At 62.1% G+C, this 21,369-nt stretch carries 21 protein-coding genes and 1 tRNA gene; 11 read left to right on the forward strand and 11 right to left on the reverse strand.

Annotation, left to right across the window (positions count from 1 at the left end):
- Nucleotides 1-93: 93 nt before the first annotated feature.
- Together tfrB and tfrA are read right to left on the reverse strand one after the other, a co-directional pair.
- The gene (gene tfrB, locus BP869_RS05695; protein ID WP_342677742.1) at nucleotides 94-1,554 is read right to left on the reverse strand and encodes a fumarate reductase (CoM/CoB) subunit TfrB; all 1,461 of its coding nucleotides are present in this window, start codon (nucleotides 1,552-1,554) and stop codon (nucleotides 94-96) included.
- A complete protein-coding gene (tfrA, locus tag BP869_RS05700) occupies nucleotides 1,551-3,173 on the reverse strand; it encodes a fumarate reductase (CoM/CoB) subunit TfrA (RefSeq protein ID WP_342677745.1) in 1,623 nt (540 codons plus the stop codon). Before tfrA ends, tfrB begins: the two co-directional genes overlap by 4 nt.
- An 80-nt stretch (nucleotides 3,174-3,253) precedes the next feature.
- Between tfrA and BP869_RS05705 the strand changes: the two genes are divergently transcribed.
- Together BP869_RS05705 and purM are read left to right on the forward strand one after the other, a co-directional pair.
- The gene (locus BP869_RS05705; RefSeq protein ID WP_342677747.1) at nucleotides 3,254-4,645 is read left to right on the forward strand and encodes an aspartate kinase; all 1,392 of its coding nucleotides are present in this window, start codon (nucleotides 3,254-3,256) and stop codon (nucleotides 4,643-4,645) included.
- Complete coding sequence (gene purM / locus BP869_RS05710; RefSeq protein WP_342677749.1) at nucleotides 4,638-5,633, forward strand: phosphoribosylformylglycinamidine cyclo-ligase; 996 nt, start codon at nucleotides 4,638-4,640, stop codon at nucleotides 5,631-5,633. Before BP869_RS05705 ends, purM begins: the two co-directional genes overlap by 8 nt.
- A gap of 555 nt (nucleotides 5,634-6,188) precedes the next feature.
- Here the strand turns inward: purM and BP869_RS05715 are convergent.
- The 3 genes from BP869_RS05715 to BP869_RS05725 are packed head-to-tail and all read right to left on the reverse strand — an operon-like array spanning nucleotide 6,189 to nucleotide 7,644.
- Nucleotides 6,189-6,728 carry a ZPR1 zinc finger domain-containing protein gene (locus BP869_RS05715; RefSeq protein WP_342677751.1) on the reverse strand — a complete coding sequence of 180 codons (540 nt, stop codon included), beginning with the start codon at nucleotides 6,726-6,728 and terminating at the stop codon, nucleotides 6,189-6,191.
- The gene (locus BP869_RS05720; RefSeq protein ID WP_342677753.1) at nucleotides 6,728-7,099 is read right to left on the reverse strand and encodes a cell division protein SepF; all 372 of its coding nucleotides are present in this window, start codon (nucleotides 7,097-7,099) and stop codon (nucleotides 6,728-6,730) included. Before BP869_RS05720 ends, BP869_RS05715 begins: the two co-directional genes overlap by 1 nt.
- Nucleotides 7,100-7,146: 47 nt before the next feature.
- Nucleotides 7,147-7,644, reverse strand: a complete 498-nt coding sequence (locus BP869_RS05725; protein WP_342677755.1) for an RNA-binding protein — start codon at nucleotides 7,642-7,644, stop codon at nucleotides 7,147-7,149.
- A gap of 110 nt (nucleotides 7,645-7,754) precedes the next feature.
- Here BP869_RS05725 and BP869_RS05730 point away from each other — a divergent pair, with 110 nt between their 5' ends.
- The 3 genes from BP869_RS05730 to purF are packed head-to-tail and all read left to right on the forward strand — an operon-like array spanning nucleotide 7,755 to nucleotide 9,609.
- The gene (locus tag BP869_RS05730; protein WP_067046633.1) at nucleotides 7,755-7,982 is read left to right on the forward strand and encodes an LSM domain-containing protein; all 228 of its coding nucleotides are present in this window, start codon (nucleotides 7,755-7,757) and stop codon (nucleotides 7,980-7,982) included.
- 15 nt (nucleotides 7,983-7,997) lie between these two features.
- On the forward strand, nucleotides 7,998-8,180 hold the full coding sequence (locus BP869_RS05735; protein WP_067046631.1) for a 50S ribosomal protein L37e: 183 nt from the start codon (nucleotides 7,998-8,000) through the stop codon (nucleotides 8,178-8,180).
- Nucleotides 8,181-8,196: 16 nt separating this feature from the next.
- Nucleotides 8,197-9,609 carry an amidophosphoribosyltransferase gene (purF, locus tag BP869_RS05740; protein WP_342677759.1) on the forward strand — a complete coding sequence of 471 codons (1,413 nt, stop codon included), beginning with the start codon at nucleotides 8,197-8,199 and terminating at the stop codon, nucleotides 9,607-9,609.
- Nucleotides 9,610-9,987: 378 nt separating this feature from the next.
- Here the strand turns inward: purF and BP869_RS05745 are convergent.
- Together BP869_RS05745 and BP869_RS05750 are read right to left on the reverse strand one after the other, a co-directional pair.
- Nucleotides 9,988-10,062: transfer RNA gene (locus BP869_RS05745), tRNA-Met, on the reverse strand.
- A gap of 205 nt (nucleotides 10,063-10,267) precedes the next feature.
- Nucleotides 10,268-10,615, reverse strand: a complete 348-nt coding sequence (locus BP869_RS05750; RefSeq protein ID WP_067046627.1) for a 4a-hydroxytetrahydrobiopterin dehydratase — start codon at nucleotides 10,613-10,615, stop codon at nucleotides 10,268-10,270.
- 53 nt (nucleotides 10,616-10,668) lie between these two features.
- Here BP869_RS05750 and BP869_RS05755 point away from each other — a divergent pair, with 53 nt between their 5' ends.
- Genes BP869_RS05755 through BP869_RS05765 form a run of 3 tightly spaced genes read left to right on the forward strand, consistent with a single transcriptional unit; the run spans nucleotide 10,669 to nucleotide 14,527 of the window.
- The gene (locus BP869_RS05755) at nucleotides 10,669-12,849 is read left to right on the forward strand and encodes a DEAD/DEAH box helicase (RefSeq protein ID WP_342677762.1); all 2,181 of its coding nucleotides are present in this window, start codon (nucleotides 10,669-10,671) and stop codon (nucleotides 12,847-12,849) included.
- A complete protein-coding gene (locus tag BP869_RS05760) occupies nucleotides 12,849-13,346 on the forward strand; it encodes a hypothetical protein (protein ID WP_342677764.1) in 498 nt (165 codons plus the stop codon). Before BP869_RS05755 ends, BP869_RS05760 begins: the two co-directional genes overlap by 1 nt.
- The gene (locus tag BP869_RS05765; RefSeq protein ID WP_342677766.1) at nucleotides 13,343-14,527 is read left to right on the forward strand and encodes an ABC transporter substrate-binding protein; all 1,185 of its coding nucleotides are present in this window, start codon (nucleotides 13,343-13,345) and stop codon (nucleotides 14,525-14,527) included. Before BP869_RS05760 ends, BP869_RS05765 begins: the two co-directional genes overlap by 4 nt.
- Before the next feature lie 374 nt (nucleotides 14,528-14,901).
- On the opposite strand, the gene BP869_RS05770 is transcribed toward BP869_RS05765, so the two are convergent.
- Together BP869_RS05770 and BP869_RS05775 are read right to left on the reverse strand one after the other, a co-directional pair.
- Nucleotides 14,902-15,678, reverse strand: coding sequence for a DUF1616 domain-containing protein (locus BP869_RS05770; protein ID WP_342677768.1), 777 nt, complete (start codon nucleotides 15,676-15,678; stop codon nucleotides 14,902-14,904).
- A 446-nt stretch (nucleotides 15,679-16,124) separates the two neighbouring features.
- A complete protein-coding gene (locus BP869_RS05775; RefSeq protein ID WP_342677770.1) occupies nucleotides 16,125-16,829 on the reverse strand; it encodes a metal-dependent hydrolase in 705 nt (234 codons plus the stop codon).
- Between the two features lie 194 nt (nucleotides 16,830-17,023).
- Between BP869_RS05775 and BP869_RS05780 the strand changes: the two genes are divergently transcribed.
- A complete protein-coding gene (locus tag BP869_RS05780) occupies nucleotides 17,024-17,443 on the forward strand; it encodes a hypothetical protein (RefSeq protein WP_342677772.1) in 420 nt (139 codons plus the stop codon).
- A 30-nt stretch (nucleotides 17,444-17,473) separates the two neighbouring features.
- Here BP869_RS05780 and BP869_RS05785 read toward each other — a convergent pair whose 3' ends face one another.
- Complete coding sequence (locus tag BP869_RS05785; protein ID WP_342677774.1) at nucleotides 17,474-18,667, reverse strand: MFS transporter; 1,194 nt, start codon at nucleotides 18,665-18,667, stop codon at nucleotides 17,474-17,476.
- Nucleotides 18,668-18,859: 192 nt separating this feature from the next.
- Between BP869_RS05785 and BP869_RS05790 the strand changes: the two genes are divergently transcribed.
- Together BP869_RS05790 and BP869_RS05795 are read left to right on the forward strand one after the other, a co-directional pair.
- Complete coding sequence (locus tag BP869_RS05790) at nucleotides 18,860-19,990, forward strand: hypothetical protein (protein WP_342677776.1); 1,131 nt, start codon at nucleotides 18,860-18,862, stop codon at nucleotides 19,988-19,990.
- A gap of 56 nt (nucleotides 19,991-20,046) precedes the next feature.
- Nucleotides 20,047-20,433, forward strand: a complete 387-nt coding sequence (locus BP869_RS05795; RefSeq protein ID WP_342677778.1) for a hypothetical protein — start codon at nucleotides 20,047-20,049, stop codon at nucleotides 20,431-20,433.
- 37 nt (nucleotides 20,434-20,470) lie between these two features.
- Here the strand turns inward: BP869_RS05795 and BP869_RS05800 are convergent, their stop codons facing one another.
- The gene (locus BP869_RS05800) at nucleotides 20,471-21,277 is read right to left on the reverse strand and encodes a DUF3658 domain-containing protein (RefSeq protein WP_342677780.1); all 807 of its coding nucleotides are present in this window, start codon (nucleotides 21,275-21,277) and stop codon (nucleotides 20,471-20,473) included.
- Between the last annotated feature and the right edge of the window lie 92 nt (nucleotides 21,278-21,369).

Genomic DNA, 21,369 nt, shown 5'->3' on the forward strand with positions numbered 1-21,369 from the left:
TCGGCGGGTCGTGATAATATAGTGTTGGTCGGGACCTGCCGGGCAATGATCTCCGGCGAAAAAAGATGATATTTTACGGTCCGGGCTGCAGTTTTATGCCTTTTTCTGCTCCTTCCGGTCCTTCTCCTCATACCCTTCGCGCAACAGGGTCATGAGGTCCTTCACCGGGAGTTTCGTGTTTTCCGAGATGTGGAACTCGCAGAAGGGACAGCAGGAGACGACAATATCCGCCCCGCTCTTCTCGAAGGCCTCGCCCCGCATCTTCCCGAGTGCGGCCGCCTCCTCCGGCATGCCGGCGCGGACGCCGCCGCCCGACCCGCAGCACTGGTTCGGCGTCTCGACAAAGCGTTCGACGACCTTCTTGAGGAGTTCCCGCGGCTGGTCGCGGACGTCCTGCCCCCGCAGGAGATGGCAGGGGTCATGATAGGTCGCGGTGAGGTGGAGCTTCGCCGGGTCCGCGATCCCGTACTCTGTCAGCACCTCGGTGGCGTCCATCACCCTGAACGGGGTTTTGTAATCGTGCTTCAGGGTCGACCCGCACCCGGCGCACATCGTCATCACCGTGTCGATGTCCCGGGTCCTGAATGCCTCGATATTCCGCCTCTTCAGGTGGTCGAGGAAGGTGGTCTGGCCTGTCCTGATCAGGGGCGACCCGCAGCAGACCTGTTCGTGCGGGATGACAACCCTGATGCCGTTTCTTCTCATCACTTCGAGCATGTCGAGGGCGGTCTCCGGGAGGCGGCCGTTGTACATGCAACCCACAAAGAACCCGACTGTCGCCCGCACCTCGCCGTACGGCTCGATCACCTGGGGCACCTGTTCGAGGAGGGTCTCCTTCGTCCTGGTGACACTCCGGCCGGTCTGCCTGACAAGTTCGGCCACCTCGGCGTGCCTCGGCAGGGTCAGGCCCTGCCGGTTTGCGATCTCCCGCAGTTTTTCGATCGCCTTTCCCGGGATCTTGATCTCCTTCGGGCAGACCTTCCAGCACTTCTGGCAACTTGTGCAGCAGAAGAGCCCCTTTTCGACGGCCTCAGGGATGCGGTCGCCGGCGTCTCTCGGGTCGAGAGCAAGGCGGAGTTCCTGCCGCATCGCCGTCGGCCCGGCAAAGTCAGTCACCTTCAGCGCCGGACAGACCGAGACACAGGACATGCACTCGATGCACTCCCGCAGGGGCTTGATCGCATTGATCTCCTCCTTTGTCGGGAAACCCGCACACCCGCCCGGGACGATGGAAGGGAGGCGGCCGAGGTACGGCGCGAGGTCCACCTCCAGGTCCTTCACGACCGGGAGGTCGAGGGGTGCGACAACCATCCCGTCGCGTGCCTCGGTAAGGCAGGCAAGGGCAGGTTCGCCGTCGACGCGGACCGCGCAGCTGCCGCACTGGCCCGACCCGCAGCACCAGCGGTAGGCAAGGGAGGGGTCCTGTGCGTGGACGGCATGGAGGGCGTGGAGCACCCGCGCCCCCTCATGCACCTCGACGGAGTATTCTTCGAAATGCGGTTCTTTCTCGGACTCAGGGTCGAAACGCGCGATTGTAAAGGTGATGCTCTTCATCCCCTCATCTCCTCGATGGAAGCGCCGGCACGGCTGATGTGCGTGTGACCGAAAGGAGAGGTCTGTGCGTCCCAGGTCTGGGCGACGTCGGTCCTCCAGTGAGCGCCGCGGCTCTCCGGGCGCAGGAGGGCCGACCCGCAGATGAGCATCGAGGTCGTGCAGAGGTTCTGCACCCCGCAGCACTCGATGAGGTTCCGCGGTGTCGCCGCCCTGAGAGGCAACGCGGCGAGTTCTTCGACGATTCCAAGGGTCCGCTTCAGCCCGGCACTGTCCCGCCTGATCCCGGCGCCGTTCCACATCGCCTGCTGGAGGCGCCCCTTCACGCCGTCAGGGGACTCCGTGCCCTCGAAGAACGCAGCGATACGCCGCTCCTGCGCCTCGACCTGCGCCGGGTCGATCCGTGCGGTGTGTTTCGGCGCCTTCCCCGCGGCTTCGCCTGCCCGCTTCCCGAAGACCTGGGTGTCGGCCAGGGCGTTGCCGCCGAGGCGGTTTGCCCCGTGGACCCCGCCCACCGTTTCGCCGCAGGCGAAGAGGCCGGGGAGGCTTGTCTGCCCCTCCGGCGTGATGCGAAGGCCGCCCATGATGTGGTGGGCGGTCGGGGCGACCTCCATCGGTTCTTTCCTGATGTCCACGCCGAACCTGAGGAACTGCGCCAGCATCACGGGCAGGCGTTCCTCGATCGTCTCTGCCGGGAGGTGGGTGACGTCGAGCCAGACGCCGCCGTTCGTCGTCCCCCGTCCCTCCAGCACTTCGGTGGCGATCGCCCGGGCGACGACGTCCCTGGTGGAGAGTTCCATCCTCTTCTCGTCGTAATATGCCATGAAGCGCTCGCCCGACGTGTTGATGAGGCGCCCGCCCTCGCCACGCACCGCCTCCGTGACCAGGCGACCGCGGGCGTCGTACGGGTACACGGCGCCTGTCGGGTGGAACTGGACCATCTCCATGTCGATGAGTTCTGCCCCGGCCCGGTACCCGAGGGCGAAACCGTCCCCCGTCCCTGTCCCGGAGTTCGTGGAGACGTCATAGGCTCTCGCCCCCCCACCTGCGGCAAGGACGACGGCGTCGGCCCTGATAGGAACGATCTCGCCTTTTTTGTCGAGGACGAGGGCTCCGCAGACCCTCTCCCCGTCCTTCAGGAGATCTATGGCGGCGGTCTCCTCGATCCGCTCGACCCCGCTCCCGCGGAGACGCTCCATCAGCGTCGCCATTATCTCGTGCCCTGTCCTGTCGCCTGCATAGCAGGTCCGCGGGATACTCTGCCCGCCGAAAGATCGCTGGGCCACCTCGCCGTCCGCGGAGGCGTCGAAGACGGCGCCCCAGGAGACGAGGTCGGCAAGGCGCGCGGGGGCGTCGGCGGCAAGAGCCTCGACCAGGGCCGGGTCGTTGAGGTACGCCCCTCCCCTGAGGGTGTCCTCCGCATGCACGGTACAGGCATCACCTTCCCGCAAAACGGCGTTGTACCCGCCCTCCGCCATCGTCGTGCACCCCCCCTTTCCGGTGATGCTCTTCGAGAGGAGGACCGTCTCGCCATACCGGTCGGCTTCGATCGCCGCCCTCACTCCGGCGCCGCCACTCCCGATGACAAGGGTATGGCAGTCGATACTATCCAGCGCGCGCATCCTATTATACCGTGGGAAGTGTCAGTACATAAATACCATTGTGTGGGACCAGTGAGAGTGAGCCATAAATGAGGCTTGTAATGAAATTTGGCGGCACCTCGGTCGGCGATGCCGGGGCGATCGGGCGGACTGTCGACATCCTCGCCCGCTACCATGCCGAAGGGCATGAGGTGGCGGTCGTCGTATCGGCGATGTCGGGCGTCACCGATCAGCTCCATGCGATCGCTGCCGAGGCCGAATCATCTGTAGAAGAGCCCCCGATTGCCGCATTTATCCAGGCTCTCCGGGCGAAACATCTCAAGACGCTCGAAGCCGCCGCTCCCGGCCAGGCCGAAGAGGTGGGGGCTGTCATCAACGAGCGCCTTGTCAACCTCGAACACATCCTTACGGCGGTTCACGCCCTCCATGAACTCACCCAGCGTTCGAAGGACTATATCGTCAGTTATGGCGAGCGTCTTTCGGCGCTCATCCTCTCGGCTGCGATCAGGGAGCGGGGCATCCCCTCCACCGCCCTCGATGGCTGCGAAGCCGGGATCCTGACGACGAGCAAGCACGGCGACGCTCTTGTCCTGCCGCAGAGCGACCCCCGTATTCACAGCCGGGTCGTCCCCCTCCTCATGGACGGCATGCCGGTGATCACCGGCTACATGGGCTGCACCCCCGAGGGCATCGTCACCACTCTCGGCCGCAGCGGTTCCGACTACTCGGCCGCGATCGTCGGCCGTGCCATCGACGCCGACGAGATCTGGATCTGGACCGACGTCGACGGCGTGATGACCTCCGACCCGAAGATCATTGCAGATGTCCGTGTCCTGTCCTATGTCAGCTACCGCGAGGCGATGGAACTCTCATACTTCGGGGCGAAGGTCCTCCACCCGAAGACGATCGAACCCGCGATGGAGAAGGACACCATCGTCCGGGTGAAGAATACTTTCAACCCTGACTCTCCCGGCACAGTCGTCCGCCGGCAGGAGCAGAAGGAGAAGCGTGTCGTCAAGGCGATCACCCACATCGCCCGCGTCGCCCTCGTCAACATCAACGGCGTCCAGATGATCGGCAGGCCGGGCGTGGCCAGGGAGATCTTCACCGCTCTCGGCGACGCCGGGATCAACGTGATGATGATCTCGCAGGCCTCGTCGCAGGCGAACATCTCCCTGATCATCGAGGAGAACGACCTGCCGCTCGCCCTTGAGGTGCTTGCAGCCCCGGTGAAGAGCGGCCTGGTCCGCGAGGTCACCTCCGACCGGAACGTCGTGGCGATCGCGGTCATCGGCGCAGGCATGGCCGGGACGCCCGGGATCTCGGGCAGGATCTTCACCGCCCTCGGCAAGGCCGGGGTCAATGTGATGATGATCTCGCAGGGATCGTCAGAGGTGAACGTCTCGTTCGTGGTGCGGCAGGACGAGAGCAGAAAGGCACTGCAGGTGCTCCACGACGAATTCAGGCTTTCGGAGGAATGCAAAGATGAGTAAAAGTACAGGGTACGCCGAAGCCGGCGTGGACATCGATCTCGAAGCGCGGGGCGTGCGCACGCTTATTGACCAGCTTTCCTACCGGCGTCAGGGCTCCTTCCCGATGCTCGGGAGCGTCGGCCACTTCGCCGGGCTCATCGACTTCGGCGACATGGCGCTTGCCCTTGCCGTCGACGGCGTCGGCACGAAGATGCTCGTCGCCGACGGCCTGCAGGACTGGTCGACGGTCGGCATCGATTGCGTGGCGATGAATGTCAACGACCTCTTCGTGATGAACCTGGAGCCGGTGGCTTTCGTCGACTATATCGCCACCGAGGGCATTTCCGTGGATAAGATGCGCCAGATCGGGATCGGCCTCAATGAAGGGGCGCGCCAGGCGAACATGAACATCGTCGGCGGGGAGACTGCGACCCTGAAGGGCCTCGTCACCGGCCTTGACCTTGCAGGCACCTGCCTTGGCGCCCAGAAGAAAGATAAGGTCGTCACCGGTGAGACGATCGCCCCCGGCGACCTTATCGTCGGCGTGCCCTCGACAGGCGTCCACTCGAACGGTTACACCCTCGCCAGGAAGGTCGCCCTGGAGAACGGCGGCTATGACGTCGTTCTCCCCTCGGGACGGACGGTCGGCGAGGCCCTCCTCACGCCGACGCGGATCTACCGCGAGGCCCTGGACGCCGCCGCGGTCTGCGACGTCCACGGCATGTGCCACATCACCGGCGGCGGCCTCCTGAACTTCACCCGCCTCTCGAAGTACGGTTTCGACATCACCGACCCCCTGCCCGTCCCCGAGATCCTTGCCTGGATCCAGGAGTTGGGCGGTCTTGACGAGAACGAGATGTACCGCACCTTCAATATGGGCATGGGCTATGCCTTTGTCATCCCCGAATCGAGCCTCCCTGCCCTCAGGGCAGTCATCCCCGACGTGCAGGTGGCGGGCACCGCCGTCCCGGAGAGCGGCGCGTACCTCCGCGGCGTGAAGATCCACTGATCTTCTTTTTTCTGGTTTTATGGCTCTGTAGAATCGGGCATGAACCCCTGGCTCAAGCATACGTGATGAAAAATTCTCGTTGCAGTTCTCCTGAGTGCGGAGGGATACTTGATTCCTCTCCTTGCAACAGGGCACCTGAAGGATACTGTTCACTTGCCGCCCCCCGGTGCGAGACGGCGGTGAAGATTCTGCGGTCGGGGCGGCACGCCTGATCATCACCCCTTCCCACATCTTCACGCCGGGGGCGCTGCCCCCGGACCCCCGGGACGAAGATAGGGGCGGGAAGGCAGAGAGCCCGATCGTTCTGAGGGCGGTTTTGTTCTCCGTATATCAGGTATGAGAGAAATCTGTGTGTTCAAATTCTCATCCATAACTCCAGAATTGAACGTCTGGATCATTTTCATGGTAAATCCTGTTCTTGAGGTTTGACGCGGGAGTGTACGTTCTCGGTATATCTGGGAGGAAGGTGGAGGGGTCCGCATCGCTCATCATGCAACCAGAGGAGAGATCGATCCGGGATAAAGATTCAAAAGAGCCAGAAAAGATCGTATCAGGTCAGGGCGAGGTCTGCCCTGCCTGTTCTTCTTCTTGGTCGGCATCAGCGTCCTTCGGGTTTCTGATGATTGCGGAGTTGCCCGAGGGGTCGTCGATGACCAGGGTGATGCTCTCCTCGCCGCGCTTGACCGCCTCGATCTGCGCCTTGATGGAGATAGCCCGATCCCTTTCCTCGCTGTCGGCCGTCTTCAGGGCGATATCGAGAGCGTCCTCGATCCGGTCGAGCACCCCCTCTACATTGGTTATGAACCCCTCCGACGCCGGCCCGGGATTCACCGTGATCCCGAGTTCGGGTACTTCGATCGTGCCGGCGGAACTGCGCACCACCCGTACCGAGAGATCGTCCTCGCCCGAGATCCGTATCTCGCTTCTTTCAGGCTGGCCGTTCCGGAGGATGAACGTGTCGGCCATCCGCCAACCGCAGGGACAGACCGCGCTCTCGATGAGGATCTCCGAAAAATATGGGATTTCTTCCGTCTGGTAGATATACTCGATCTCCTGTTTACAGATCGGACAGGGCGCATGCAGGACGTTCCGCACTACGCTCCTCCGATCCTCTCGCGGGAGATCTTTACCGACATGGGGGTAATGATGACGTACTGCTGGTCGCCAAGGCCGATGATGTCGCCGTTGACGTCATTGGCAACCTCCCTGAGGTCTTTTAAGACCCGCTCGTACATGATCTTGTCAAGCTTCAGCCGGGAGATGTCGACGATGACAACATTGCCATTGTAAACCTCGTCCTTCACGCGGGGGGTGTCCTTGATATCGGCGATCTGGGCGACTTTCACAAGCATCGATGCGGGCTCGTCACTGGCCGTACCCTCGTACGATGCCAGATCCAGTTCCATATAGTCGTCCTGATGTGCAGGAGCGCTCTTGCCCATGATGGAATCGAGAAATTTACCCATGGAAAGAACTGTAGAATGGAATTTATTTAATGGTATCCAATCCATCCTCAGAGTTCCAGGTTCCAGATCAGGTCTCCGACGCGGTGGACTGTCCTGACGGCCTTTCCCTTCTCCAGTGCAAGGAGGTCCGTCCCATCGTACAGGGCGACGCCCACCGCGAGGGGCTTGCCGTACCTCTCCTCGGCAATGATGCACGGGCGGTCCTTCTTGATGTCCGGCGTGGCGGCGACGATGCCGGGGCGCATGATATCGGCACCGTTCATCACGTACGGCACGGCCCCGGAATCGATCGTGATCCTCCGGGCGGCGAAGGGGTGTTCGATCGCCCCACGCACCGTCGGGAAGATCCAGTCCTCGAAGGCCATGAAAGCGGGTTTTTTCTCCACCAGATAGATGCTGAAGGCTGACGTCGTTTCTACGACCTCGATACTCTTTGATGTGAAAAGTGTCTCTTCGTCTCCGATTTCATCTTTCAGGGCGTTTCTGATGCGCGCGATCTCCGACTTTTTGATCGTGTGCCTTTTTTTGACCTTTATCTCTTCCATTGTTCACCACGATTCTGGTCTATTCTGCTTTAAACCGTTCGACGCGGTATATTTAAGTAGATTCCCCACGCACGTATGGTACTCTTGAAGAGGTCTGAAAGGTAATTGCCATGACAAAAAGACCACTAGAGATTCTGGATCAGGTGCTCAACGGCCAGCCTGTTATCATTTCTCTGAAAGGCGGGCGTGAGATCCGCGGAGTCCTGCAGGGTTACGACGTCCATTTAAACCTCGTCCTCGATCGGGCCGAAGAAGAGATCGAAGGCAAGGTGGAGAAACGCGGTACGTTGATCGTACGCGGGGACAATGTGATCTATATATCTCCCTCTGTTGAATAATTACGGTGAACGGTTATGACGAAAGGTACACCATCAATGGGTAAGCGGCAGAAGCACAGTCACATTATCTGCCGCCGGTGCGGGAAGATGTCCTTCCACGCACGGCACAAGGTCTGCTCTGCCTGTGGTTTCGGGCGGAGCAAGAAACTGGTCAGTCACAAGTGGACGACGAAGCGTTCCCGGATCCCGACCCATTAAGTTTTCAGGTCAGATCATGTGTGGGATCGTTGGCATCGTGGATGCTGGCGGTGTCTCTTTCCCGCTATACTATGCCCTGTACGCTCTCCAGCACCGCGGGCAGGAGAGCGCGGGGATGTCCACTTTTGACCACCGGCCCTATGTCCACAAGGGCAAAGGGCTTGTGGCCGAGGTATTTGATGAGCAGATACTCCAGGAGCTCAGTGGGAACGTTGGTATCGGGCATGTCCGGTATCCGACGACCGGCGCAAACTTGCCGGAGAACATCCAGCCATTCAATTTTGTCTGTAGAGATCATACGCTCTCCCTTGCTCACAACGGCAACCTCGTGAATACCGATGCCCTGCGGTCCGCCTATGAACAGGACGGACAGATCTTCTGCACAAGCACCGATTCCGAGGTGATCGCGACGATCCTTGCCCACGAGCTCCGCGACTCGGGCTCTGTCGAGGACGCCGTCGGTGTGGCGATGCGGAAGTTGCGGGGGTCGTACTCGGTCGTGCTGATGCTCGACGAGACGCTGTACGCCTTCCGCGACCCTCTCGGGATCAAGCCCCTCTGCATCGGGCGCACCGAGACCGGATATATCGTGGCCTCGGAGAGCGTTGCGATCGACGCCCTGAACGGCACCCTGCTCAGGGACGTGCGGCCCGGAGAACTGATCACGGTCACGGAGAACGGGATCCGGTCTGTCCAGATCGCGACGTCTGATAGGCGCGCCCACTGCATGTTCGAGTATGTCTATTTCGCACGGGCAGACTCGGTCATCGACGGCACTCTTGTCTATGACGCCCGCCGGAAGATCGGTGAGGTCCTCGCCCGCGGTGCACCTGTCGACGCCGACATGGTCGCTCCGGTGCCTGATTCGGGGACGGCATACGCGATCGGTTATTCGACGGCGTCGGGTACCCCGTACCTGGAGGGCCTGATGAAGAACCGGTATATGGGCCGGACATTCATCATGCCGAACCAGCGGAAGCGGGAGAACGCCGTGCGCATCAAGCTCAACCCGATCAAGAAGCACCTGGAGAACAAGTCTGTCGTGCTCATCGACGACTCGGTGGTGCGGGGCACGACCTCACGGCGGCTCATCGACATCGTCAGGGACGCCGGGGCGAAAGAAGTCCATCTCAGGGTCGGTTCGCCGCCGATCATCGCCCCCTGTTATCTCGGGGTCGATTTCCCGACACGGACCGAACTCATTGCAAATGAGCGGAATACCGATGAGGTGCGCGACCTCATCCATGCCGACTCTCTCTATCATGTCCCTCTGGACAGGATGGTGGAGGCGATCGGCATCGACATCGGCAACCTCTGCACCGCCTGCCTCACCGGGAAGTACCCGGTCGAGGTCTGCGGGGAGTGCTGCGACTGCCGGTGCATCGAATTTATGAAAGGAAGCGTCCAGACTCATCTGGATCTGGACTGAACCCTTTTTTCTTTCTCTTCTTTCTCTCCTCCGTATCGGTGTCGCTTGCGCAGCGGTATGGTATTGATGGTCCGGGCCGGAGGTCTTCGAGGCCGGGGGACATATGTCCTGGATATCCGGAAAGGGAGACAGATATATCGGTGTGGGGTGTTGTTCTGGATAGGATTTTCTATGGATGGCCTGTCTTTCCCGGACCAATCCTGAAGGGCGACGAACACCGGCGATTGTACGAAAACAGGGGCCTTTGAAGGACACTCCTTTTCAGGCACATCTTCGAGCTGCCCGCAGGCGAAATATGCTCGTTTTATGTGGCCTCTGGGCTGCACGGTGTTGTCGTGGGGAAAAAACGCTCTGCGCTTTGAAAAAGTATCAGAATAGTAGCGAGGGATGGATTTGAACCATCGGTCTACGGGTTATGAGCCCGTCGGGATTTCCTGACTACCCTACCTCGCTCCGGTATATTAACAAGGTTGTCACAGCGTATATAGTTTCCCTCGCAGCAGGGGATAGATTAATGTACTGCCCTTTTTCTCCCTCCCGTGGACGGTGAAACCGAAGCGGTCGGGTAAAGAAGCGCGAGGGTTGCCCCCCTGAAAGAGGGCGTGCTCACCTTTGACATTGCCCCGTTTTCCCGTGCGCCGGTGAGAAAGTGTTTGGATTATCTGAAGAACCCTTTCGGCCCTGTCCTTTCCCCCAGTTGTGCGGCAAGGACGAAGTCTGTCCGCGTCAACCCGCCTGAGGAGTGGGTGTACCAGGAGACCTCCACCTCGTGGTATTTCCTGAGACAGATGTCCGGGTAGTGGCTGGCGCTTTCCGATCCAAGGGCGATGACCTCGTTGATGAAGGTGCATGCCTCGCCGACGGACCTGAAGACGAACCTCCGTCTCAACCGTCCGTTCTCCAGACACCACCCCGGCACGTCGGGGAGGAGGGCCAGCATCTCCGGTCTGGTGAGCGGCGCTGCACCGGGCACGATGGGCCGTGCCGACTCCTTGCTGAGAGGCATGGTAGTGCCTCTCCGTCCTCATATATGATGGTTTGCTCTTCGGCGATGAAAACTTGTTATGGACGAAGACCGCACTTTTCTCCATGTCGGCCGTCTTCTCCTCCCTCCATCCCACTCTTCAGGGCATTATTGCCGGCCGCCTCGGCTGGGACGACCTGCGCCCGGTGCAGGAGGCGGCCTGCCAGGCCGCCGCCGACGGCCGCGACCTCCTTGTCGTCGCCGGCACGGCCGGGGGCAAGACCGAGGCAGCGCTCATCCCGGTGATCGATGCCGTCCTGAAGGGCGGTCTTCCCGGCGTCGCCTGCCTCTGCCTCTCCCCCCTGAAGGCCCTGATCAACGACCAGGAGGAGAGGATGCTGGAGATATGCACTCCTGCCGGCCTCTCGGTCGCAAAGTGGCACGGCGACGTCGGAAAAGGCGAGCGTTCCTGGTCGGGCGGCGACCCGCCCCACATTCTCCTCACGACGCCCGAGTCCCTGGAGGTGATCCTCCTCGACCGCTCTCTCAGGCCCGACCTTGCGCACCTCAGGTTCGTCGTCGTCGACGAGGTCCATGCCTTTGCCGCCGACCTGCGCGGCGTCCAGATCCGGTGTCTCCTCGACCGTCTCGACCGTCTCGCCGGCCGGCCCCTCCAGAGGATCGGCCTCTCGGCCACGGTCGGCAACCCCGGCGAGATCCTTGCCTGGCTCTCCGGTCCCGGCCGCGAGGCCGGCCTTGTCGCCTCTCCGGTCAGGCCCGGGAAGAAGCAGTTCTCCTTCTCCCTTGCCGTGGGGAAGGAGGAGCAGGCCGCCGCCGTCGCCGGCCTGGTCGCCGGCAAACGGGCCCTCGTCTTTGTGCGGAGTCGGAGCGAGGCCGAAGGACTTGCCACCGCCCTCAAAGGGAGGGTCGATCGCCTCTCCGTCCACCACTCGTCCCTCTCTGCTGCGGTGCGCCGGGAGGCCGAGGCCTCCCTCTCCGTCCCCTCCTCCTGCGTCATCTGCACGAGCACCCTGGAACTCGGCATCGACATCGGCGGCCTCGACCTTGTCGTTCAGGTCGGCCCCCCGACATCTGTCTCCTCCTTCCTTCAGCGCCTCGGCCGCACAGGCAGGCGCGGCGGGGCCGCGCGGATGGCCTTTGTCCTCGGGTCGGACCTCGACCTCCTCCTGGCGGCCGGCGCGATCGAAGCGGCGGCGCGGCGTGAGGTCGAACCCCTCAGGCCCCCCTCTCTCCCGTACACGGTCTTTGTCCAGCAACTTTTCCTCGCCCTCATCGGTGCGGGACGTCTCCCGCGCCGCTCCCTCCTCACCTCCCTTCTCTCGTCCCCTGTCCTTGCCGGCATCGCGCCCGACGACGCCGGGGCCATCGTCGACCACCTCCTCGCCACCACCCACCTTGCCGCCGACGGCCCCTTCCTGATGCCCGGCCCCGCGGCAGAGAAGGACTTCTCCCGGTCCCACTGGTCGGCCCTCCTCTCTGTCTTTTCCACGGGCGCCGCGTTCCGGGCCCTCACGCCGGAAGGCGAGGAGGTGGGCGACCTCGACGCGCGGTTCGTCGCCGGGGGAGTCGGGACAGTCTGCACCCTGGGCGGGCGGCGGTGGCGGATCATCGCCCTCGACCCCGGCCACCGCATCGCCACCGTCGTCGGTGAGGGCGGGGGCTCGCGCGCCTCCGACCGCCGCCCTTTCTGGTCGGGAAGCGGTGCGCCGATGAGCCCGGTCATCGCCCGTTCCGTGCAGGGCATCCTCGCCCGCGGCAGGTCGTCCCTCCCCCTGGCGAAACGGGAACAGGCGGCGGTCCGGGGCATCGCCACCGAGATCGGGGCCGGCATCCCTGCCGAAGGTTTCCTTGTCACCGAATGCTCAGAAGGCATCTTTGTCCTCTCCTGCCATGGCGGCCGACTTAACAGGTTGCTCGCCTCTCTCCTCGCGCAGGCCCTCGGCGACGGCCCGAAGGTCAGGGCATCCGACCTCTGCCTCCTCGTCGAAGGGGTGACCGGCCCTGACCCGGCCGGGGAGGTGTACGACGCCCTCTGTGCGATACGGACCCGGCCTGCCGCCTCCATTGCCCTCGCTCTCCCCCTGCCCGATCCGGCCGACTGGAAGTTCGGCCCCCTCCTCCCTCTCCCCCTCTTTGCCCGGATGGTCGCGGCCGACGTCCATGACTGTGACGCCCTTGCCGAGGCCCTTGCCGCTGCGCCGGTGCATACGGGTGAGGAAACTATATCTGGAGCCTCTTCCCCAGATTTTCCATAATGAAGCCTGCCCTCATCCTGCTCCTCTGCCTGGTCGCGGCGGTCGCAGCCACTCCCGTGCAGGCGGCCCCTGTACGGGAAATCGCGGCCGCCCCTCTTCCCGGCGAGGAGTTTATGGTGACCCTGGACCTGAGCGGGATCGCCGTCGGCGGCATCGTCGAGACAGTCCCCCCGGGCTTCACCTTCGTCTCCACCACCCATCCGCCTGGCAGAGTCTCGATCAAGGGGCAGCAGGTCTCCTTTGTCGTCCTGAACGACACCATTGTCAGGTACCGCGTCCGTGCCCCCGATACCGGCAGTGGCACCTTTACCGGCGTCTGGGAAGATTTCCTTGCCGACAAACACGGCGCTATCGATGGGACGGAGGTTACCGTCAGGACCGGATCCGAAGAGGGTGCCGGGACCCCCGGGGCGACCCCGGGCCTGCCTGGCTGGACAGCCTGGACCGCCCTGTGTGCCCTGGGTGCCGCGGCCTTTTTCCGGGGGCGGTCTCTGTGAGGTCTGTCCCTGTCGCCGTCTTCCTCCTCCTGCTGGTGACCCCGTCTCTGGCTGCCCTGCCCTGTGACGGCAATGGCGATGACGTCCTCTCCGAGGGGGAGTTCGTCTCGGCGGCCTTTGCCTACCTGGACACCGAATACCGGAATGGCACCGGTCAGGCACCGCCGCGGGACGACCTTGCCGACGCCGCCTTTGTCTATTATTACTGGGGCGGCAGGCCCTGGACATGGACCGGTGCGGCAGGGAGCACCCCCTCTTCGTTTGACCGGCCGGTCAGGCGTGCGGCCGTCATGCACCCGTTCGTGCTGGAAACCCTCCGTTCGATCGGGTACCCGATGGAGAATGTTGTCGGGATCGATTCTGCCACGGCACAGGCCTCGACTTTCTTCCCTGAGATGGCGGGCCGTGCAGTGGTCGGGAGCCCCGAACACCCCGACACTGCCGCGCTCCTCTCCCTCGCTCCCGATGCCGTCTTCGTCGAGGCGGGCGCAGGCGGGGACCGTGCTGCACAGGCCATTTCAGAGGCCGGCCTTCCTGTCGTGCGTGTCGCCTGCTCCTCCCCCGCATCCTATCTCGGGGAAGTCAGGGCTCTTGGAGATCTTCTTGGCCTGAACGACGGTGCCGCCGCTCTCTCGCGCTTCATCGACGAGGAAGAGGAACGGGTGCGCGCCTGCCTGGCCGGCCTTCACCCGCGCGAGGCGCCGGTCGTCTATGCCGAGGACGTCGTTGACTACACCGCGTGCGGGGAGGGGACGCCTCTCTGCGAGGAGGTCAAAGCCGCCGGCGGCCGGCCTGCCTTCAGCGGCACCGAAACGGTGAGCGACACCGCGGTTCTTGCTGCGGACCCTGAATATGTCGTCAAACTTGTCGGCCGCGAGCCGTACCTGATGGGCGGGTATGGCGACCGGATCCCCGTTCGTTTCATCGAGGTACGAAATGAGATCGGCAGGAGGCCGGGCTGGTCCGGCACCCGGGCCGTAAAAGCCGGGCAGGTCTTCGTGGTCCACACCTCCCTCGTCGAGGGGCCGCAGTATTTCATCGGCCGCCAGTACCTCGCGTCATGGTTCCACCCTGACCTCTGCGCCGACCTCGACCCTGCCGCAGTCCAGGCAGAATACTTTTCCCGGTTTCAGGGGCTTCCGGGATCCGCAGGGATCTATGTTTCGGGAGGAGTGGGATGAGGCAGGATCCTGGACCTGATACCGGCAGGATCGAAGGTGTCCGGCGTTGTCCCTGACACCCCCTCCCGCTGTATGACGCCGGAGGGTGATGCTGTGGTCATCACCCCTCTCTGTGCCCCCCTCTCTCGCGCCTCCGAACATCGCCTCCTTCGAGGTACCTGATGAGAGGAACCATCTCCGCGATGCGGTCAAGGAGGTGTCGAGGACAGGCTTGGACTGACGGGTGCGGCATTGCATCGGTGCAGTTCGAGGATGAGGACCTTGTTGTCGACCTGACCGATTTTACCTCTGGTTGAGGGATGCCGGAGAATCCGATCGGCCTCGCAGGCAGCCTCACGCCACGGCGACGCCTACAGGGAACAGCCCCTCCTCCATCATTGTGCCGGTGGCCTGACCCCTATCCAGAGGTGGAGGTCCCGGTACGCGGCGTCGAGCCTGTCCTTCCCCCAGACGCTATCTGAAGGAACTGTTTCGTTGAAAAGAATGAAATCCAGGCGGTTCATGTCGGTCCTTTCGACTGTGAAGGGGAAAGGTACTTCGGCCGTCTGGTTGTGGGGGACGGTGACGGCGAAACGGTCGATTATCTCCATGTCCCTGAGGCTTGAGGTGTTGGTCGTCGGGTCGAAGGCCTGTGAGGTAAGCAGCACCTCGACGGTATAGGTGATGTCGCGGTATTCGTGGTTCCCGATACCGATGATCACCGACTGGTTGCTCCCGGCCGCGAAGGCGGTCGGATAATCTGTGGCCTTCCCGCCTGGACCGAGGATGTAGAACTCGGTGAAGTGCTCTCCCTCCTTGGGAACGGCGAGCACGTAGAGAGTTGTGGCGATGGCAAGGAGAATTGCAAGGACGAGGATGATGGAGAGGGTTCTGTCTGTGCGTGACTGGTTCTCGGGGAAAAGGTCTGCCTTTGCCTCTGCCGCCATCTCCCTGAAGGGTACGACGAATCGTTTCTCCGCCGGGACCACCGCCCGTCGCCAGTGGGCGACAGCGAGCATGGCGAAGGTGAAGAGGGTGGGGGCGATGAGGATCGGGAGATAGGCGCACAGGACGCTCGCCACTGTGCATATGGCGATTATAGCGAGGTTTTTTGGCACGTTCCGCGGTTCGAAGCCCTCAAAGATTCTCTGATAATATCCTTCCTGGTCCATGTCATCCCCTTTTTTCGTGATCTCTCGCAAGGATGTTTATAATATTATTCTCTCTTCTGCCTCCCTGCGAGATACAGGGGGCTGTAAGGGCTTCCGGTACAGGGAAGGCTCCTGTCCTGATTTCTGAGTGATACCCGGCGTTGCGGCAGTGGTTGTCGGGGCGAATGTCATGGAAGCATATGTACCTGATGCCGGGATCTCCACGCCGATTCAGTCCCCGTCGATCCGGAAGGGCATCTGTTACTATGCCCCGTCTTCATAGTGATCCCGAAAGAGTGTCCGGGCCTTCGGGGTCTGCCGGCGGAGAAAAAGCAGTCCCTGAGGGGGTGAGGACGGTTTCCCGCTCCTCCCGACTCTCGTCATCCTGGCCATCGTCATCGCTCTGGCGGTTGTCAGTTACCGGATGGTCCGGAAGCAGTAATCTCTCTTCCCTTTTTTCAGGTCTTTCAGGCACTGTCGATCCTGAGACGGTGGGCCTGCAGGATCGCAAGGCCGGCGCCTCCAAGAACCAGACCGCAGAGGACGAGGTCTCCTGGCTTTTCGAGGCCGGTCGGTATCAGGTGCAGGGCGAGCACCCCTGAAAGGATCATGATGCCGGCAAGGAGTATGAGCACCCCGCCGAGGGGCAGCCTGACCTTTTCAAGGAGGGGCCCTGTCCTCTCGAAAAGTGCCGTCCTGAACTCTTTTTTCAGGAGGAGAAGAGTGGCAATGAAGAGGGCTGCAAAGAGGATCCACTCTGAGGGTTCGGAGAGTTCGGTTATGAGGAGGGACCAGAGGTCGCGGCTCTCTGCCCCTGCTGTGAAGGAGCCAAGGAAGGGATAGAGCCAGTTTGCCGGATAGAGCCACATCGTGTCGAGGGCCTGGTGAGAGGCGACCCCGGTCGCACCGGCAAGGACGATGGGGGACCTGAACCGCCAGAAGACGAGGAGGCCGACTCCAAGGGCGAGGACGAGGAAGAGAAGGGTATGCGTATAGATCCTGCCGTAGCCGACCGAATCGGCGAGGATAATATAGCCGAGGGGCTTGTCGACGAGGTCGGGGAGGATGGCGCCGAGAGCGCACGCCGCAACGACGGCCCGCCTCCCCCCGACCGCCCCGGCGAGGATGAGGCCGAGGACGATACCGGCGGCGAGGTGGCAGAGGAGGAACATTCCACCACCACTCGGGCACCCCGCCATATCTAACTTCCCGATACTGCAGGTTTTCCTGTATTTGTCGGGGGAAAGATGTCATGTGCCCGTGCACAACACCATATCGAAGGGTATATGAGAGGAGGTAACATTCGATGGATGGGGAACACTCATGTCCGGGCCCTCCCGGAGGAGACCCCCGGTGGTGAGCACCCGTGAATGATATTCATATCCGCATTCCGTTCCCCTTTGATGACGAGGGCTATATTGAACGGACCTGCCCTGCCTGCCGGAGGAACTTCAAGATGCAGCTGAACGAGCGCGAGGTCGAGTGGATCTCCCGGGCACGGCTGAACTCCTTCAATCTCCTCTGTTCGAACAGGATATATAAGTTCGAGGACGAACCCGAAGCCCAGTGTTCGTGTCCGTATTGTGGCCATGTCGCGCCGGTGAACCGGTGGTGGACCCATGACCAGCGGAGTTATATCCAGGTCTATGCCCACATGGCGATCCGCGATATTCTCCTGCGCGACCTCGCAGCGGGGCAGGTCTCCGGGGCCGGCCATTCTGCCGGGACCTACTCGACTCGCCTTCAGGTTACCGGGGTGCGGAACCTCCCTCTGTCCATCCCCTGAGGATGGCTTTTTTAATTCTTTCCGCCGCCGTCATCGGAATTTTGCCGCTTTCTTTCTGGCGTGTCTTCGCATCCAGAAATACGCAATGATCGCCATTGTCTCGGCGATCGCGACAAAGCCCACGATGTGGGCGACCGAGACCTCGTACAGGACGCCCATCACCGTGCTCCCCAGGAACCAGCCTGTGCCATAGACTGCATAGATGTAGCCGAAGGCCTGACCCCTGATCTCGGTGGCTGTCCGGTCGGCCAGGGACGCCCGCATCACCGTCTCGTGGAGGCCGATGCCGGCCCCCCAGATGAGGGTGCCGAGGACGATGAGAGAGGGGGCTGTGCTGAAGGCGAGGGCCGGGATGGCGATGTTGATCAGGGGGATGAGGAGAAGGGCTCTCGTCCCGATCCGGTCGTAGGCCCATCCCCCGCCGAGGGCGACCAGTGTGGAGACGGCCATCGCCCCGGCATAGATGAGGGGGATGCTCGGGTCTGCGATGAGCCCCTGGACCTTCATGTGGTAGGAGATGAGGGGGAAACTGGCAAACCCGGCCATTGCAAGGAAGAGGAAGGTGGCGTACGGGACGAAACGCCGTGCCGCCGGGACGGCTGCATCTTCGTCCGACCTCTCGAAGATGCCAGGTTCAGGGACGGCCCTCTTCCCGATGGCGAGGAAGACGAAGAGGAGGACGATCGGGAGGGCGAGGAGGGCGAAGCCGGTCTGATACCCTCCCCCGGTCAGGATCGCCGCGGAGAGGAGGAGGGGGCCGATGATCGCGCCGACCTGGTCGAGGGCCTTGTGGACGCCGACCCCCCAGCCCCGGCCGACAGGCGAGGCCGCGAGGGAGATGATGGTGTCGCGTGCCGGCGCACGGATCGCCTTGCCGATCCTTTCTGTGATGAGAAGGACGGCGGCGACCTCCCAGGTGCCGGTCAGGGCAAGGAAGGGGATGGCAAGGAGGAGGCCGTAGCCGAGGTAGACGATCCGCCAGTAGTGTTGTGTCTGGTCTGAGTAGAGGCCGGTGAGCACACGCAGGCCGTACCCGGTGAACTCGCCGAGACCTGCGACAAGGCCGACGATGGCGGCAGAGCCCCCGAGGGTGAGGAGGTACGGGCCGGTGACGCTCCTCGCCCCGTTCGAGACGATGTCGCCGAGGAGGCTGACGATGCCGAGGAGAAGGATGAGCCTCATGGCGGTCTGCCGCGGGGCGGTCATCTGGTCTGGCCCGGCCATGGCGAGGGGTGGAGGATGGAGGAGAAATAGGTTCGCCTGGCATCCTGTCCTTCTCCGGCGGCCGTGGGATGGTGTTATGGAGGGTTTCTGCAGAAATAATACCTTTAATGATATTTTTTATCTGTCTAATCCTCTGTGTGGCAAATAGATAATCACATATATTTGATATTTAATATTTTTGCATGTGATGATATGCGATCCCTTCTCTCTCCCCCCGGTAGAGGATGCCTCCTTCTCCTCCTCCTCATTCTCTTTGTTTGTGCTGCAGGATGCGTCGGTGAAGAAGAAAAAAAGATTGCGGAAGCAGGTGCGCTTGTCGAGTCGGCGGCTGCCCGCTATGAGATCCTGAACACCACCGAAGATCTTGACACCGTCTCTCTCGGGAATATCAGAGCAGAGATGGCTGCAGCGAAGACGGACCTTGATGAGGCCCTCGTGATTCTCGACACCGTCTCCTATGACCGCCTCTCCCCTGACGGAAAAAAACAGCTCGATACTCTCAGGACGCTGTGCCAGGTGGAGGCTGAGTTTGCTGGAATGATCCGCGACGAAGGCTGTGATCTGCTGGAGCATTCCCAGAACGCGATGTTTGAGAAGGGCAATGTCTCCGGGCTTGAATCATTCGACCGGGCACGGGAGGATCTTGTCAGGATGAAAGAGAAATCTCTGGTTCTGGAGACGAAGATGGCCAGGATCGATCTCGAATCCCTTCCTCCCGACTGGCAAGAGGACGTGACCGGGATGAAGGCCGATGTGGGGGATTTCACCACGATCCTTGGAGACACTATCACGCTGGTCGACCAGCTCGAGAAGATGTCTTGCCTGATAGATTCTTCATATGCCCGTTTTGAAGTCCTGGAGACCGTCGGAGAGGCCGATCAGTATTCAACCGGAACCATAAGGGCAGAGATGGCTGCTGCAGAGACCGATCTCAGGGAGGCTCTCAGGATCCTCGAGACGATCCCCTACGATCGACTCCCTCCCGAAGGGAAGGAGCAGTTTGATGCCATAAAAACAGTGTGCGAGGTGAACGCGGACTTCTGCGCGATGATGCGGAATGAAGGTTGTGACTGCCTGGACCACTGCCAGAAAGCGACGCTTGCACCCGACGAAGCCTCCGCGATTGCACAGTTTAGACTTGCAAAGAAGGATCTCGCCGGGATGAAAGAGAGACTTACGGCGATCGAGGCGAAGATGGCGACTATCGATATCGAATCTCTGCCCTCTCCCTCCAGAGGAGATCTTGTCGGCATGAAGGTCTATATCGAGGAGTACGGCAAGAGCGTCAACGACGCGATCGATCTGCTGGACCAGGTCTGCTGACGCCCTCTTCCGGGTGAGGGCGGCGGATGTTTATCCGTGGAGGGGCAAGATCTCTCATGGTATCGGATCTCTCCCACGAGTGCGATGCGCCCCTCTCCCGTCCCCGGAAGGATCCGGCGATCGCCGCCTCCGCCTCCTTTGTCTGGGGAGGGATGGGCCAGGCCTACAACGGCCAGTACGGGAAAGGCCTCCTCTTCTTCATCGGGGTGATGGTCGGTTCCCTTCTCCTCCTCGTCCCCGGCATCATCATCTGGGCCTATGGCATCTACGACGCCTACGTGACCGCACAGAAGGTGAACGACGGCGCGGCGCCATACAGGGAGACGGGTTTTCTCCACCTCCTCGGCTTTGTCCTCCTCACGATCGCCCTCATCTTCGTCTTCGCCGTGGCGGCCGTCTTCCTCCTCCTGATGGCAGGGCTGGCCGGCTACCTGCCTCTCTGAACTTTTTTTCAGGTCCCCCGCGGTCGTGACACGGCCTTCACTCTGTCGGCGCCCTGCGCACCTGCAGGATGTGCATCGCCCGGGTGTCGCCATCGGCCTCGACCCACCCCATCTCGACGAGGCCGAGAAGCCGGGAATAGAGGTAGGCGTCGCCGCATTGATCGTATTCCATGGAGAGGGCTCCGAGGGCGTCGCCGATAACCCGGGCCGCACTCATCCACTCGTCCGGGACGGCGTCGAGGACGGCCTGGGGGATGGTAGCTGAGACGGTATGGCAGAGCTGCCCCCTCCAGAGGGTGCGGACGTCCTGGCCGTCCTCGTCCTGTTTTAACTGTTTCCAGGTGCGCAGATAATATTCTGCCTCGTCCGGTGTGAGTGCCCGTCCTTCGTCCTGCTGAGCGGCGAGCCACTCTGGCTCGAGTTCGCCGAGGCTGATCGGGACGATCCTGTCAGGGCCCGGATCGGGTTCGTCCTCGTACAGGACATCGATCCCGTCGGTGAGGTCGACGACTTCGATCCCGCAGGGGTCGGGCTCCCTGCTGAGGAACTCCAGGAATCCGGCGTACTCCCGGGCAGACCGCCGGGTGAGCCAGACAACACGCCGGGCGTTGCCGGGCCGTGTCTCTTCCCAGAACGCCTTGATAGCGTTCAGGTCGTCGGCGTACCAGGACTCGTACTCGGTCCCGGCGTACAGGGCCCGGAAGAAGGCCTCCCTTGCCTCCAGGTCGTACGGGTCGATCGGCCCGAGGGAAAGGTTGTCAGGGAGGGCGAGTGCTGGCCTGCCCGCGGCATTGAGGGCGCCGGCTGATGATTCGGTAAAAGTGATATTGATGGTGTTGGTCATTATAGGTGTCTCCGGTTCCGGGAGGGATTGAGGCAGGTACTTCGGTGGCCGGGCACATATGTGTGCGGGTCGGGGACGACGTATCGGCCTTT

The sequence above is a fragment of the Methanofollis sp. UBA420 genome (assembly GCF_002498315.1).
Classification (GTDB): domain Archaea; phylum Halobacteriota; class Methanomicrobia; order Methanomicrobiales; family Methanofollaceae; genus Methanofollis.

Coding starts and splice junctions, on each gene's coding strand:
- BP869_RS05785 (WP_342677774.1), bottom strand. CDS start 18,667: ATGGCCGGGCCAGACCAGATGACCGCCCCGCGGCAGACCGCCATGAGG.
- BP869_RS05730 (WP_067046633.1), top strand. CDS start 7,755: ATGACAAAAAGACCACTAGAGATTCTGGATCAGGTGCTCAACGGCCAG.
- BP869_RS05725 (WP_342677755.1), bottom strand. CDS start 7,644: ATGGAAGAGATAAAGGTCAAAAAAAGGCACACGATCAAAAAGTCGGAG.
- BP869_RS05750 (WP_067046627.1), bottom strand. CDS start 10,615: ATGCCTCTCAGCAAGGAGTCGGCACGGCCCATCGTGCCCGGTGCAGCG.
- BP869_RS05800 (WP_342677780.1), bottom strand. CDS start 21,277: ATGACCAACACCATCAATATCACTTTTACCGAATCATCAGCCGGCGCC.
- BP869_RS05770 (WP_342677768.1), bottom strand. CDS start 15,678: ATGGACCAGGAAGGATATTATCAGAGAATCTTTGAGGGCTTCGAACCG.
- tfrA (WP_342677745.1), bottom strand. CDS start 3,173: ATGCGCGCGCTGGATAGTATCGACTGCCATACCCTTGTCATCGGGAGT.
- BP869_RS05720 (WP_342677753.1), bottom strand. CDS start 7,099: ATGGGTAAATTTCTCGATTCCATCATGGGCAAGAGCGCTCCTGCACAT.
- BP869_RS05735 (WP_067046631.1), top strand. CDS start 7,998: ATGACGAAAGGTACACCATCAATGGGTAAGCGGCAGAAGCACAGTCAC.
- purF (WP_342677759.1), top strand. CDS start 8,197: ATGTGTGGGATCGTTGGCATCGTGGATGCTGGCGGTGTCTCTTTCCCG.
- BP869_RS05790 (WP_342677776.1), top strand. CDS start 18,860: ATGCGATCCCTTCTCTCTCCCCCCGGTAGAGGATGCCTCCTTCTCCTC.
- BP869_RS05705 (WP_342677747.1), top strand. CDS start 3,254: ATGAAATTTGGCGGCACCTCGGTCGGCGATGCCGGGGCGATCGGGCGG.
- tfrB (WP_342677742.1), bottom strand. CDS start 1,554: ATGAAGAGCATCACCTTTACAATCGCGCGTTTCGACCCTGAGTCCGAG.
- BP869_RS05775 (WP_342677770.1), bottom strand. CDS start 16,829: ATGTTCCTCCTCTGCCACCTCGCCGCCGGTATCGTCCTCGGCCTCATC.
- purM (WP_342677749.1), top strand. CDS start 4,638: ATGAGTAAAAGTACAGGGTACGCCGAAGCCGGCGTGGACATCGATCTC.
- BP869_RS05760 (WP_342677764.1), top strand. CDS start 12,849: ATGAAGCCTGCCCTCATCCTGCTCCTCTGCCTGGTCGCGGCGGTCGCA.
- BP869_RS05795 (WP_342677778.1), top strand. CDS start 20,047: ATGGTATCGGATCTCTCCCACGAGTGCGATGCGCCCCTCTCCCGTCCC.